The 12,514-nt window shown below is 66.7% G+C and carries 15 protein-coding genes; 8 read left to right on the forward strand and 7 right to left on the reverse strand.

All coding sequences use genetic code 11. From position 1 onward, the window contains the following. Window positions 1-4 precede the first annotated feature (4 nt). The 5 genes from Q9R31_RS08970 to Q9R31_RS08990 are packed head-to-tail and all read left to right on the forward strand — an operon-like array spanning window position 5 to window position 5,032. On the forward strand, window positions 5-751 hold the full coding sequence (locus Q9R31_RS08970; protein ID WP_311262370.1) for a sugar phosphate isomerase/epimerase: 747 nt from the start codon (window positions 5-7) through the stop codon (window positions 749-751). Next, window positions 748-1,866, forward strand: a complete 1,119-nt coding sequence (locus tag Q9R31_RS08975; RefSeq protein WP_311262371.1) for a Gfo/Idh/MocA family oxidoreductase — start codon at window positions 748-750, stop codon at window positions 1,864-1,866. Before Q9R31_RS08970 ends, Q9R31_RS08975 begins: the two co-directional genes overlap by 4 nt. A 56-nt stretch (window positions 1,867-1,922) precedes the next feature. Further along, window positions 1,923-3,101, forward strand: a complete 1,179-nt coding sequence (locus tag Q9R31_RS08980; RefSeq protein WP_311262372.1) for a Gfo/Idh/MocA family oxidoreductase — start codon at window positions 1,923-1,925, stop codon at window positions 3,099-3,101. Between the two features lie 27 nt (window positions 3,102-3,128). Further along, a complete protein-coding gene (locus Q9R31_RS08985) occupies window positions 3,129-4,130 on the forward strand; it encodes a sugar phosphate isomerase/epimerase family protein (protein WP_311262373.1) in 1,002 nt (333 codons plus the stop codon). An 11-nt stretch (window positions 4,131-4,141) separates the two neighbouring features. Beyond that, a complete protein-coding gene (locus tag Q9R31_RS08990; protein WP_397428224.1) occupies window positions 4,142-5,032 on the forward strand; it encodes a TolB family protein in 891 nt (296 codons plus the stop codon). Here Q9R31_RS08990 and Q9R31_RS08995 read toward each other — a convergent pair whose 3' ends face one another. The 3 genes from Q9R31_RS08995 to Q9R31_RS09005 form a co-directional block, all read right to left on the reverse strand. Beyond that, entirely contained in the window at window positions 5,033-5,902 is an 870-nt protein-coding gene (locus Q9R31_RS08995) for a glycosyltransferase (RefSeq protein ID WP_311262375.1), read from the reverse strand. Window positions 5,903-6,098: 196 nt separating this feature from the next. Continuing rightward, a complete protein-coding gene (locus Q9R31_RS09000; protein ID WP_311262376.1) occupies window positions 6,099-6,479 on the reverse strand; it encodes a hypothetical protein in 381 nt (126 codons plus the stop codon). A gap of 79 nt (window positions 6,480-6,558) precedes the next feature. Continuing rightward, window positions 6,559-7,458, reverse strand: coding sequence for an SDR family oxidoreductase (locus tag Q9R31_RS09005; RefSeq protein WP_311262377.1), 900 nt, complete (start codon window positions 7,456-7,458; stop codon window positions 6,559-6,561). 219 nt (window positions 7,459-7,677) lie between these two features. Between Q9R31_RS09005 and Q9R31_RS09010 the strand changes: the two genes are divergently transcribed. From Q9R31_RS09010 to Q9R31_RS09020, 3 genes are all read left to right on the forward strand, one after another. Continuing rightward, window positions 7,678-8,199: a DUF6328 family protein gene (locus tag Q9R31_RS09010; RefSeq protein WP_311262378.1), complete on the forward strand. Its 522-nt coding sequence runs from the start codon at window positions 7,678-7,680 to the stop codon at window positions 8,197-8,199. Window positions 8,200-8,202: 3 nt separating this feature from the next. Continuing rightward, window positions 8,203-8,865, forward strand: a complete 663-nt coding sequence (locus Q9R31_RS09015) for a DUF6766 family protein (RefSeq protein ID WP_311262379.1) — start codon at window positions 8,203-8,205, stop codon at window positions 8,863-8,865. Window positions 8,866-8,947: 82 nt separating this feature from the next. Continuing rightward, a complete protein-coding gene (locus Q9R31_RS09020; protein WP_311262380.1) occupies window positions 8,948-9,328 on the forward strand; it encodes a LuxR family transcriptional regulator in 381 nt (126 codons plus the stop codon). 14 nt (window positions 9,329-9,342) lie between these two features. Here the strand turns inward: Q9R31_RS09020 and Q9R31_RS09025 are convergent, their stop codons facing one another. The 4 genes from Q9R31_RS09025 to Q9R31_RS09040 all read right to left on the reverse strand — a co-directional run bounded on the left by Q9R31_RS09025 (window position 9,343) and on the right by Q9R31_RS09040 (window position 12,442). Next, the gene (locus tag Q9R31_RS09025; protein WP_311262381.1) at window positions 9,343-10,467 is read right to left on the reverse strand and encodes a glycerate kinase; all 1,125 of its coding nucleotides are present in this window, start codon (window positions 10,465-10,467) and stop codon (window positions 9,343-9,345) included. Between the two features lie 101 nt (window positions 10,468-10,568). Further along, a complete protein-coding gene (locus Q9R31_RS09030) occupies window positions 10,569-11,378 on the reverse strand; it encodes an SDR family oxidoreductase (protein WP_311262382.1) in 810 nt (269 codons plus the stop codon). Between the two features lie 77 nt (window positions 11,379-11,455). Continuing rightward, on the reverse strand, window positions 11,456-11,902 hold the full coding sequence (locus Q9R31_RS09035) for a hypothetical protein (RefSeq protein WP_311262383.1): 447 nt from the start codon (window positions 11,900-11,902) through the stop codon (window positions 11,456-11,458). A gap of 90 nt (window positions 11,903-11,992) precedes the next feature. Continuing rightward, complete coding sequence (locus Q9R31_RS09040; RefSeq protein ID WP_311262384.1) at window positions 11,993-12,442, reverse strand: hypothetical protein; 450 nt, start codon at window positions 12,440-12,442, stop codon at window positions 11,993-11,995. Window positions 12,443-12,514 lie beyond the last annotated feature (72 nt).

Consider the following 12,514-nt stretch of genomic DNA (forward strand, 5'->3'; position numbering starts at 1 on the left):
CCCCATGTCTTACTCACTGCAGCTTTACACTCTTCGCAACGCGATCTCGGAGGACCTTCCGGGGACCATCAGGAAGGTGGCGGAGATTGGCTTCACCCAGGTTGAGCCGTACAACTTCGTGGCCACGGCCAAGGAACTCGGCGCCGCCCTGAAGGAGAACGGCCTCACTGCACCGTCCGGCCATGCGCCCCTGATGAGCCAGGACCAGGACGAGATCTTCGCGGCGGCCAAGGAACTGGGCATCACCACCGTCATCGATCCGTTCCTTCCCGCTGAGCACTGGCAAAAGGCCGAAGACATCCAGGCCACGGCGGAAAAGCTTAACGCGGCCGCCAGGAAGGGGGCGGAGTACGGCATCCGCGTGGGTTACCACAACCACGCCTGGGAACTGGAGTCCACCATCGAGGGCCGCACGGCCCTGGAGTACTTCGAGGGCCTGCTGGATCCGGAGCTGGTCCTGGAGGTGGACACCTACTGGGCAGCCGTCGGCGGCCAGGACCCGGTGGAGCTGCTGGCCAGGCTGGGTGACCGGGTGAAATTCATCCACATCAAGGACGGCCCCCTGAACAAGGACAACAAGGCCCAGCAGCCGGCAGGCCAGGGCAAGGTCCCCGTCATGGACGTCATCGCAGCCGCCAAGTCGCTGGAGGTGGGCGTGGTGGAGTTCGACGACTACGCCGGCGACATCTTCGAGGGCATCAGCGAAAGTCTGTCCTTCCTTAATGCTGCAGGCGAAGGAGTAAAAGCATGACCACCACAGCTTCCCGCAAGGGCCCGGTCGGCGTCGGCGTCATCGGCGCCGGCGTGATCAGCAAGCAGTACCTGGACAACCTCACCGCTTTCCCGGACCTTAAGGTCCATGTCATCGCGGACCTCTTCGAGGAAGCCGCGGAGGCGCGCGCCAAGGAATACGGCGTGCCCGAATGGGGCGGGGTGGACAAGGCTTTGAACCACCCGGACGTGGAAATCATCGTCAACCTCACCATTCCCGCCGCGCATGTGGAGGTGGCCACCGCCGCCGTCAACGCCGGCAAGCATGTCTGGACGGAAAAGCCGTTCTCGCTGGACCGCGAATCCGGGCTGGGCCTGCTCAAGACCGCCGACGCCGCCGGCATCCGCCTGGGCTGCGCGCCGGACACCTTCCTGGGCGCCGGCCTGCAGACCGCGCTGCGGCTGATCCGGCGGGGCGACATCGGCACGCCCCTGACCGCAATGACCATCTTCCAGACCCCCGGGCCGGAAGCCTGGCACCCCAACCCGGCGTTCCTCTTCCAGCACGGCGCCGGTCCGCTGTTCGACATGGGCCCGTACTACCTCACCACCCTGGTCCAGGCGTTCGGCTCCATCCGCAAAGTGGCCGCCGTCGGGTCCAAGGCCAAGGACGTGCGCGTCATCGGTTCCGGACCCAAGGCCGGCGAGGAGTTCACCGTCGAGGTGCCCACCCACGTCTCCGCGATGGCGCAGTTCGAATCCGGCGCCTCCTCGCACAGCGTCTTCTCCTTCGAGTCCCCCCGGACCCGCATGGGATTCGTGGAAATCACGGGCACCGAAGCAACCATCTCGCTGCCGGATCCCAACTATTTCACCGGTGACATCAAGCTCTGGCGCGCCGGCGACGAGGACTGGACCACCGTTCCGGCCACCGGCCCCGCCAACGGCCGCGGCATGGGTGTGCTGGACATGGCACGCTCCCTGCGGGCAGGAACGGCTCACAGAGCCACCGGCGACTTGGCCTACCACGTCCTGGACACCATGGTCTCGATCTCCGAGTCCATCGGCTCCGGCACGTTCGTGGACGTCGAGAGCTCGGCCCCGGCATCCCCCGCCCTCCCCGAGGATTGGGCGCCGGAAACCGCCACCCTCTGATCCAGCAAGTAATCCAGCACGTAGTCCAGCCAGCAGGAAGCACGCAGGAACGCATCATGACCACAGCCCCAGACCCGTCCGAACCCCCGGCCTCCCGTCCGGCCTCCCGCCCGCTGGGCGTGGCCGCCATCGGTTACGCCTTCATGGGCAAGGCCCACTCCAATGCGTGGCGGAACGTGGCCAGCTTCTTCGACGTCCCGGCCTTCGAACAAACGGTCCTCGTGGGCCGGGACGCCGGCGCCGTGGCAGAGGCCGCGGCAAAGTACGGCTGGGCCGAATCAGCCACCGACTGGCGCACGGTGATCACCCGCGATGACATCGACATCGTGGACATCTGCGCCCCTGGCTGGATGCACGCCGAGATCGCCATCGCAGCCCTCGAGGCAGGCAAGCACGTCCTGGTGGAAAAACCCCTGGCCAACACCCTGGCAGAGGCCGAACTCATGACCGCCGCCGCCGCCAAGGCCCGCGCCAACGGCGTGCAGTCGATGATCGGCTTCAACTACCGGCGCGTCCCGGCACTGGCACTGGCCAAGGAATTGATCGCTGAGGGCCGCCTGGGCACGGTCCGGCACGTCCGCGCCGCCTACCTCCAGGACTGGCTCGCCGACGCCGACGCCCCCATGACCTGGCGGCTGCGGAAGGAGACCGCCGGGTCCGGCGCGCTGGGAGACATTGCCAGCCACGCCATCGACCAGGTCCTTTTCCTCCTGGGAGACCAGGTCACCGAGGTCAGCGGCCGGCTCAACACCTTCGTGAACCGCCGCCCCGGCGGGGACGGCATGGAGGATGTAACGGTCGACGACGCCGCCTGGGCCACGCTGTCCCTCACCTCCGGGGCGGTCGCCTCAGTGGAGGTCTCCCGGGTGGCCACCGGCAGGAAGAACTCCCTCCAGATCGAGGTCTACGGCGAGAAGGGCAGCCTCCTGTTCGACCTGGAAAACCTCAACGAACTCGGCTTCCTGGACGCCACCCTCCCCGTCCGCGAACAGGGCTTCCGCCGGATCCTGGTCAACGAACCCGACCACCCCTACCTGGACGCGTGGTGGCCGCAGGGCCACATCATCGGCTGGGAACACACCTTCACCCACCAGGTCCGCGACTTCCTGCTGGCCATCCGGGACGGAAGCCAGCCCTCGCCGTCGTTCGAAGAAGGACTGAACGTCCAGTACGTCCTGGACGCGGTGGAGGAATCCGCCGCCAACAAGAGCACCCTCACCGTCGTCCGCCACTAGCGTCCCACCGCCTCCAAGGAGCCCTGCATGCCCCGCCCGTTTACCCTGTTCACCGGCCAGTGGGCCGACCTGCCCTTCGAAGAAGTCGCGCGCCTCGCCTCCGGCTGGGGCTACGACGGCCTGGAAATCGCCGTCTCCGGCGACCACCTGGACGCCTGGCGCTGGGACGAACCAGACTACATCGACGCCAAACTCGAAATCCTGGACAAATACAACCTCAAAGTCTGGGCCATCTCCAACCACCTCAAGGGCCAGGCCGTCTGCGATGACCCCATCGACTTCCGCCACCAGGGAATCGTCGGATCCAAAGTCTGGGGCGACGGCGACCCCGAAGGCGTCCGCCAACGCGCCGCCGAGGAAATGAAACACACCGCCCGGCTCGCCAAAGCACTCGGCGTGGACACCGTCGTCGGGTTCACCGGCTCCGCCATCTGGCAATACGTCGCCATGTTCCCGCCCGTCCCCGAAAAAGTCATCGACGCCGGCTACCAGGACTTCGCCGACCGCTGGAACCCCATCCTGGACGTCTTCGACGAACAAGGGGTCCGCTTCGCCCACGAAGTCCACCCCTCCGAAATCGCCTACGACTACTGGACCACCGTCCGCACCCTCGACGCGATCGGCCACCGCGAAGCGTTCGGCCTGAACTGGGACCCCTCGCACATGATGTGGCAAGGCATCGACCCCGTCTCCTTCATCTGGGACTTCAAGGACCGGATCTACCACGTCGACTGCAAGGACACCAAGATCCGCCAGACCGGCCGCAACACCGTCCTCGGCTCCCACCTGCCCTGGGGCGACCCCCGCCGCGGCTGGGACTTCGTCTCCGCCGGACGCGGCGACGTCCCCTGGGAAGCCTCCTTCCGTGCCCTCGCCGCGATCGGCTACGACGGCCCCATCTCCGTCGAATGGGAAGACGCCGGCATGGACCGCCTCCACGGCGCCCCCGAAGCACTCGCCGCCCTGAAGAAGTACGACTTCCCCGCCTCCCAAACCAGCTTCGACGCCGCCTTCAGCAGCAAGGACTAAGGTCAACCGACGTGGTCCGCACCCTTCAACCAGGCCAATGCTGCGAGGTATGGGCCGCGTCGGTCACCGGAGAATCTTCGCGCGTCTTTCGGACAGCGGATATGTTGCTCGAGGCGCCCAACTGGACGCTCGACGGCCGGGCGCTGATCCTCAACGGAGACGGCAAGCTGTGGCGCTTCGACCTGGCGACCGGCTCACTCAGCGAGGTTCCGCTTACCGGCGTCCCGGACCTTAACAACGACCATGTCCTGGACCCGGGCGGCAGCGGCATTTTCGTGTCCGGCGATGACGGGCACATTTACCGCGCACCATTGGCAGGCGGGCACGCCACCAGGATCACGGACGACGACGGGTCCTTCCATTTCCTCCACGGCGTCAGTCCTGATGGCCGCAGGCTGGCCTACGTGGACATCGCCGCAGGAGACTTCACGCGGCCCGGCCGACTGCGGACGGTGCCGTCGGCGGGCGGCCCGCCCGAAAACGTGGAGGTGGGCCAGGGCCACTGCGACGGGCCAGAATATTCTCCGGATGGAATATGGCTGTACCTGAACACGGAGGCTTTCACCACGGCACCTGGCCACGCCCAGCTTGCACGGGTCCGCCCGGACGGCAGCCAGTTCGAACGGCTGTTGGCCAGCGGAACGGTCGACTGGTTCCCGCACCTGTCCCCGGATGGGCGCCTGGCCAGCTATGTCCGCTTTCCCGCTGGAACCCGGGGCCACCCCGCAGACCTGCCGGTCGACGTCGTCCTTGTTTCCACCAGCGACTGGACCGCGCCGCTCTCCACCTGGGCGGTGTTCGGCGGCCAGGGCACCCTCAACGTCAACAGCTGGTCGCCGGATTCGAAACGGTTCGCGTACGTGGCCTATCCGATGGACGCGGCACCGGCCATTAGGGCCTGATCAGACAGCATCCTCTTTCAGGACGACGTCGTACGCCTCCACCCGCCGGTCCGTGACGGTCGTGGGCGATTCCAGATGGACCGCGCCGGAAGGCAGGATGCCCGCCCCGCCGTACCGTTCCATCACCTGCCACTGCGCCACGACGTCTTCTCCGGCATGGTCGGCGGGGAGGCTGGTCCAGAAAAGGAAGCCGCCGGCGTCGTTCAGCGCCTCCCTGCGGTAGAGCACGCAGCCGCCCAGCCACGCCACGTGGTAGGGCATCCACTCGCCTGGGTTCAGTGACAGTTCCGCGCTGAGGTGGCTGAGGTTGGCGGCGCTGTGCAGCGGCCAGCGTTCGAAGCCAGGGGCACCCGGACGGATGCGTTCCGGAGTCACCGGGCCGTCCCAGGCCATGAAGGGGGCTGTCTGTTCCGGCCTGCGGTCATCCAGGAAGGACAGGCCCTGCGGTGCCATTCCCACAAAGCCGCACTGGAGCTCGTCCAGTGCCTTGCTCAGCCGCTCCAGGGCACCGGGTTCCAGCCAGACGTCGTCGTCCAGGAAGAGGCACTGATCCGCCGTGGCCTGGTCCAGCAGGAACTGGCGGTGTTCGGCCAGTCCGCGGCGCGGGAGGTGCCGCAGCAGCGTGACGGGCCGGCCCTGCGCCTCCAGCACGCGCACCATCGCTGCGGCCGCGGGATGGTCCCAGGCGGGCTGGCCCGCGGACTGGTCGCTGATGACGACGGTGAACGCGGGTTCGGTCTGTGCGGCCAGTCCCGCGAGGGTGACGGCGAGCTCCGCCGGCCGGTTGCAGGTGGGCACCAGGACGTCCACCGCCACCTTGTCCGGCCGGTCCTGCGGCCGCGCCCACTGCTCCGAAGATCTCCTGCCCACAGTCCACCTTCCTGGCGTTGAAATTGTCGACGCGGCGGCACAGAATGCCTGCTGCTGCCGGCCAATGGGGTTCCACATGTTCCGTACCCAGCCGGGCGGGATGTATTCGCCGGTGCACGTCCGCGGGGACGCAAAGGCCCCCGTTTCCGCCGCCGGAAGGGCAACAGGAACGGGGGCCTGCGTGGGTCAGGACGCTTTATCCGGCGTCGAAGCTTTCGTCGTCGTCATTGGGCGACTCCTCCTTCGGAAGGTCATTCCCGCTGCCGTCCGGAATCCCCGTGGCCTCCTGGCCGGACTCCGAGGACACCGGCGCCGACCCCTGGGAATCGTCATTGGACTCATCGATCTCGGCTGCGCTGGAGGGAAGATCCATGTCGTGCGGGACGGGGTCCTGGCCCGTGCCCGACTGGGGTTCATTGGTGTCCGCTCCGGCCGATGATGCACCGCCACCTGACTGCTGGGCGCCACCACTGGACTGCTGGCCGCCCTGCGTACCGGCGGCCTCCTGCTCAGCCGTGGGAGTGCCGTAGCCGCCCGGGGCTGCCCCGGGTTCAGCCTGCTGGTTTTCCTGCGTCATGGTTCCTCCTGTTGTTCGTTGCCGATATTGCTGGACTGGTGGTGCCGGCCTGGGTGCGCCGGTTGGACGGTGATCCTGCTCAGAGGCCCTTGCCGCCGGTGACCGGCAGGACTGCACCGGAAATGTAGGAACCATCCTCGGAGGCGAGCAGTACATAGGCCGCGGCGAGCTCTGCCGGCTGCCCTGCGCGTTCCAGCGGCGTGTCCTGCCCGAAGGAGGGAAGCTTGTCCGGCCATTCCGTCGCAGGGATGAGCGGCGTCCAGATGGGGCCGGGAGCCACAGCGTTAACGCGGATCCCCTTGGGGCCGAGTTCCTGTGCCAAGGCCTTGGTGAACGCCACCTGCGCCGCTTTGGTCATCGCGTAGTCGATGAGCCCGGGTGACGGGTTGAAGGCCTGGATGGAGGCCGTGGTGATGATCGAGGCCCCGGCCTTCAAGTGCGGCACGGCCGCCCGCGCTGACCACAGCAGGGAGTAGAGGTTGGTACGGAAGACGCGGTCAAACTCCTCTGTGGGAAGCGTCTCCAGGCTCTCCCGGTTTTTCTGGTAAGCCGCGTTCAGGACCAGGACATCGAGGCGCCCGAATTCGGAGACGGTCTCCTCCACGATGCGGGTACTGAACTCCTCTTCGCGGCCGTCACCGGGAAGCAGGAGCACGCGGCGTCCGGCCTTCCGGATCCACTCTGCGGTGTCCTGGGCGTCGTCTTCCTCCTCCGGCAGGTAGGAGATGGCGACATCGGCCCCCTCGCGGGCGAAGGCGATGGCGGCAGCCTTGCCGATGCCGGAGTCTCCGCCGGTGATGAGGGCCGCCTTGCCTTCGAGTTTGCCGTGCCCCTCATAGCTCTGTTCCCCGTGGTCGGGTTTGGGATCCATGGGTGCGGTCAGTCCGGGCTGCTTCTGTTCCTGCTCGGGAAAGGGGCCCGAGTGGTAGCCGCCGCGCGGATCCTTCGGCTGGTCTGTTTGCTTGTCCGTCTCGCTCATAGTCCGCCTGCCTGTGTGGTTGACCTGTGTCGGTGGGAAGAGCACCGCCGTGCTCCGGCCCTTCGAAGCTATCCCGGCCGGAGGACCAAGTCCACCGCCGATGGGTAATAATCAGTAAACTTATCAAATGTTGTAGGGCGCGCAACGGCCGGCCTTGTTTCTGGGTAGGGGAGGAATAGAAGCATGGCTTGGGCGGCGGTTGGAGGGAAAGGAGAGCCGATGTCTGAAGTTGAGGACTACACGGGCCGGACGGGACGCAATGAGACCCGCGAGGAGCAGCTTGACCGCAACTGGGCGGAACTCCTGCAGGAGCTGCGCGTGCTCCAGACCGGGGTACAGATCCTGGCCGGCTTCCTGCTGACGCTGCCGTTCCAGCAGCGGTTCGAAAAGCTGGATGACTGGGAGGTTGGCCTCTATCTCACAAATGTTGTGATCGCCGCTTTGACCACCGCCTTCATCCTCCTCCCGGTCAGTGTGCACCGCCGGCTCTTCCGCAAACGGCTCAAGGAAACACTGGTTTCCAGCGCCGACACCATCACCAAGATTGCCCTTGGCGGCATCGCCCTGCTGAGCGCCGGAACGGCCGCGCTGGTGTTCGATGTTGCCGTCGGACAGTCGGCCGGGGTCACCGCCGGCGCTGTGCTGCTGGGCGTCATGGTGGTCATGCTGGTTTTCGTTCCGCTTCGCCTCAACAAGCGGGCTTCAGGCAAAGCCATCCCGCCCGCATCGGAGAAGGAGTAAGACATGCGCAAATGGGCAAAAGAACACGGCCTGTTACTGGCCAACGTGGCCTGCTTCCTTGCGTTCTTCGTGGGCATGATCCTGTCCGGGGCCGCTTCCTACAGCGAGGATCAGCAGGCCCACGGGGAGCCTGCCGTCTCGGTCCTGCAGTTCCTGGGCACGGGCGCCTTCGTAGAGGCCACGTTCGAGAACTGGGAATCGGAGTTCCTGCAGATGGCCATGTACGTGGTCCTCACGGTGTTCCTTTTCCAAAAAGGTTCATCCGAATCCAAGCCAGTGGGCAAGGAAGCGCCGCAGGATGAAGACCCGCGCCAGGCTGCCCTCGGGAAAGCCACGCCATGGCCGGTACGGCGCGGCGGGGTGGTGCTCAAGGTGTATGAGCATTCCCTGTCGATCCTGCTGTTCGCGCTGTTCCTTGGATCGTTCTTCCTGCATGCCGCCGGCGGCGTGGACGAGTACAACCAGGACCAGCAAAGCCATGGCCAGCCCACCATCACGTTCCTGCAGTACCTGGGCACCAGCCGCTTCTGGTTCGAGTCCTTCCAAAACTGGCAAAGCGAGTTCCTGGCCGTCGCGGTCCTGGTGGGCGCCTCGGTCTACCTCCGGGAAAAGGGTTCCCCGGAATCAAAGCCCGTTGCTGAACCACACTACGAGACCGGGGCCTGAGCGCCCGTCCAAGCCCCATCCAACCAGCCCCGTCCAACCACGCTGTCCCATCACCCAGCCCCATCCAAAGAGGAGAGACTGAATGCGAACTTCCGTGCGAACCATCCTGCTGGCCCTGCTGCTCCTTGCCGCCCCGGCCCTTCCCGCCGGCGCCGCCGTTGCAGCGGCGCCCACATCGGCGAGCAGCCAGGCCGCCCCGGCACAGGCAAACACGGCACAGGCAGAGGCGGCACAGGTGGCCGCGGGATCAACAGGCGGGGCGTGGGCGGCAGGCACTTCTCCCACCCCTTCCCCCGGTGATACCGCGTCCACCGGCCCCGCCAATCCCGGAACGGGGGAATCAGCCCAGAACGAGTCCACGCGCCTAAACTACTTCCCGTGGGTCATCGCGGGAGTAGCGGTCCTGGTGGTGATTGCGGTCCTGATCCTCCGGCGCCGCCGCAACACCACGATCGTGGGCTAGGTCTCCTCAGTAGGCTAAGCGCCCTCAAGTACCTGGCTTGTTGCCCAGGCCAGGTACTTGCCGGCGTTCGCCACGGCGTCTTCCGGGCTCGACGCCACATCCAGCAGCTGCGCGGCGGCGACAACACCGTGCCCGGCGAGGTCCTCAAGGGTCACCAGGATCCTGCCGGCCACCACGATGACGGGAATTCCGCGCTCCCGGGCGGCGTCCGCGAGCGCGATGGGCGCCTTGCCGGTGAGCGACTGCGAATCCATGGATCCTTCACCGGTGATCACCAGGTCTGCCTGCTCCAGCTGCGCGGCCAGGCCGGTCAGCCCGGCCACCAGCGCGAAGCCGCCTTCCAGCGTGGCGTCGGTGAAGGCAAGGAACGACGCCGGGAAGCCGCCGGCGGCGCCGGCACCGGGTACGTTCACGTCCCGGCCCGTTGCTTCCCGCAGCATGGACGCCCAGTTGCGCAGCCCGGCGTCGAGCATTTCCACGGCGTCCTGGTCCGCACCCTTTTGCGGGGCGAAAACGTGCGCGGCACCGGACGGTCCGTACAGCGGGTTGCGGACGTCGACGGCGATGCGGAATGTGGTTGCGGACAGCCTGGGGTCCAGTCCGCCCGTGTCCAGCGCCGCCACGTCAGCCAGTGAACCACCGCCCAGGGGCACCACGTTCCCGGCGGAGTCCAGGGGTTTCAGGCCCAGGGCACGCAGGGCACCGCTGCCGCCGTCGGTCATGGCCGAACCCCCCAGGCCCAGGACGATCTCGGTGGCACCAGCGTCCAGGGCGGCCGCAATGAGCTGGCCGCAACCGTAGCTGTGGGCGCGCAGGGCGTTGGCCGGAGTTGGTTCCATGTCCGCCAAACCCGAGGCCTGGGCAGTTTCGATCACTGCCGTAACCTTGCCGTCGGCGGCCTTATGGACGGCCCAGGCGGCGCCGAGCGGGGTGAGGATGGGACCCACCACGGCGTTCAGCCGCTCTTCGTAGCCGGCGGCCACGGCTGCCTCGAGGGTGCCCTCCCCGCCGTCGGCAATGGGGAACTGGGTGGCGACGGCTTCCGGGTACACCCGAAGGGCGCCTTCGGCGATGGCAGCGGCAGCCTCGGCTGCGGTCAGGGACCCCTTGAACTTGTCCGGAGCGATAAGAATGCGCATGCGCTCCATCATGCCAGCAAGGCCACGGAAAGCGCTTGCCAGCCCTGTTATATATCCTCTGTGACAGGCCGTCTGCGGGGCTGCCGGGATGCGGAGCGGCCTTACGCCTCGCGCCAGTCGTTGCTGGTGATGTGCGATCCCGCCTGCGGACCCATCTGGAGCATGCCGCCGTCAACCACCCAGGCCGCACCGGTCACGTAGCTGGAGGCAGGCGATGCGAGGAAGGCGATGACGTCGGCGATCTCCCGCGCGTGCCCGGGCCGGCCCAGCGGCACCCCCGGGCGCTCCGTCGTCGTTGGATCCTGGTCCTCCTGGCCCGTCATCGGTGTGGCGATCTCGCCGGGGGCCACCGTGTTGGCCGTGATGCCGTACTGGCCCAGCTCCAGGGCGAGAGTCTTCATAAGGCCACCCAGGCCATGCTTGGACGCGTCGTAGGCCGACGAGCCGACGCGGGGCTGGAACTCGTGCACGCTGGACACCGCCACAAGCCGGCCGCCCCGGCCTGCCTTGACCATCCGCCTTGCTGCCGCCTGCAGGCAGACGAAGGCCCCGTTGAGGTTTGTGTCCAGGATCTGCATCCAGTCATCGATGCCCATGTCCAGGAACTTCGTGCTGGCCCCGGTTCCCGCATTGTTCACGAAGACATCCAGCCCGCCCAGCTCCTCGGCAAGCTCATCGATGACGCCGGCAGCGGCGCTCAGTTGGGTGGTGTCCAACTGCCGGACCACTGCCTTGCGGCCCAGTCCGCGGATTTCCTCCGCCGTTCCCTCGGCCCCTGCCTTATCCGTATGCCATGTGACGCCCACGTCCATCCCGGCGCGGGCGAGCGCCACGGCGGTGGCCTTGCCGATCCCCGAATCGGAGGCAGTGACGATGGCGGCAGTGGGGGCGAAGTTGCTGGTGTCCGGCATGGAAGGGCCCTTTCTGTAGGGTGGGCGGGTTTTCTGGTCAGGCAATCTGGCCTTGCGGTCTGGTTGAGGCAGTCTCGTCAGGCAGGGCGGCGGAGATCGGGCTGGTAGGACTCATCGTCGTCTGCGGTGGCGGATCCGCGGCCGGCTGCCTTGAAATCCGTCTGGGCTTCCGGCACGGCCATCAGCGGAACCGCGAAGGTCACCACTGGCCGGGCATCGCCGTCGTCCGCCGACCTGATGGTCAGGCTCCTGGTACCGGGCGGCACGGACGGGGCAAACACCTGAAGGTTGCGGGAACCCACCGTGGCCGATTCCTGCAGGGTGTATTCCGTCCCGAAGTGGTCCTCGACTGTAAGGCGGGGTTCAGCCGCGTCATCCGAGGGAAGGTGGACGTTGACCACCAGCCCGGATGCCCATACCTCCACGGACAGGATGGTGAATTCCGTGGCGGAGGTGACGTGCCGCCCATAGGTGGGGGGAAGGAGCATCCGGCGCAGTGCGCCGGATGGGATGAGGTTGCTCATGACAGTTCCTGTAGGTCTTGCGCCGGCGGCCGGTGGAGCGGCACCGGAGGATGATCCGGGGCCGGCCGGCCGCTGGGGCGTGGGTGCGGCTTAGGCGTCTTCGCGGTTGGGATTTTCCAAGCGGAAGAAGTTGGATTGCGTGCCGTCGCTGCGCTGTTCCTGGTAGATGAAATTCAGTTTCCGGGAGTCGAAAGTGTCAAACCATTCGTCCCAGCTAATGTGGCGGAGCTTGTCGTCCTTGCCACCGAAGTCGATTCGCAGCACTCCGAGATGGTCGCCGTGTTCCGTGCCTTCCACTGTGGCGGGAACGCCGTCGCGCTCCTCCGCCCACCGCCTGATGACTTCATGGTGGGTGGTGGCAAGGCTGCGGCCCTCGCGTTCCGGCTCGTCGTCGGTTGAGGTGACCTCCTGCGAGTACTTCAGGGATTTTGAGGAGTCCGGTCCGTGGCGGATCTTCCCGCCCTCGGGCCCTGCACCCAGGTCATCTTCGTCCTCGTTGCCGTCCGCTTGGCGGGTCTTATTGCCTTTATCTTGTGCCATGCCGGTCTTCCTTTCCCCTCCGGCTAACTAGTAAGTCTACTTACTATGTAGCCTCCGGATCCGGCCCCCTGT

This window comes from Pseudarthrobacter sp. BRE9 (assembly GCF_031844305.1).
GTDB lineage: Bacteria > Actinomycetota > Actinomycetes > Actinomycetales > Micrococcaceae > Arthrobacter.

Bases quoted from the DNA above. Each gene is read 5' to 3' on its own strand.
- Q9R31_RS09025 (WP_311262381.1), bottom strand. From the start codon at position 10,467: ATGCGCATTCTTATCGCTCCGGACAAGTTCAAGGGGTCCCTGACCGCA.
- Q9R31_RS09020 (WP_311262380.1), top strand. From the start codon at position 8,948: ATGCGAACTTCCGTGCGAACCATCCTGCTGGCCCTGCTGCTCCTTGCC.
- Q9R31_RS09040 (WP_311262384.1), bottom strand. From the start codon at position 12,442: ATGGCACAAGATAAAGGCAATAAGACCCGCCAAGCGGACGGCAACGAG.
- Q9R31_RS08980 (WP_311262372.1), top strand. From the start codon at position 1,923: ATGACCACAGCCCCAGACCCGTCCGAACCCCCGGCCTCCCGTCCGGCC.
- Q9R31_RS08975 (WP_311262371.1), top strand. From the start codon at position 748: ATGACCACCACAGCTTCCCGCAAGGGCCCGGTCGGCGTCGGCGTCATC.
- Q9R31_RS08985 (WP_311262373.1), top strand. From the start codon at position 3,129: ATGCCCCGCCCGTTTACCCTGTTCACCGGCCAGTGGGCCGACCTGCCC.
- Q9R31_RS09010 (WP_311262378.1), top strand. From the start codon at position 7,678: ATGTCTGAAGTTGAGGACTACACGGGCCGGACGGGACGCAATGAGACC.
- Q9R31_RS09000 (WP_311262376.1), bottom strand. From the start codon at position 6,479: ATGACGCAGGAAAACCAGCAGGCTGAACCCGGGGCAGCCCCGGGCGGC.
- Q9R31_RS09005 (WP_311262377.1), bottom strand. From the start codon at position 7,458: ATGAGCGAGACGGACAAGCAAACAGACCAGCCGAAGGATCCGCGCGGC.
- Q9R31_RS08970 (WP_311262370.1), top strand. From the start codon at position 5: ATGTCTTACTCACTGCAGCTTTACACTCTTCGCAACGCGATCTCGGAG.
- Q9R31_RS09030 (WP_311262382.1), bottom strand. From the start codon at position 11,378: ATGCCGGACACCAGCAACTTCGCCCCCACTGCCGCCATCGTCACTGCC.
- Q9R31_RS09015 (WP_311262379.1), top strand. From the start codon at position 8,203: ATGCGCAAATGGGCAAAAGAACACGGCCTGTTACTGGCCAACGTGGCC.
- Q9R31_RS09035 (WP_311262383.1), bottom strand. From the start codon at position 11,902: ATGAGCAACCTCATCCCATCCGGCGCACTGCGCCGGATGCTCCTTCCC.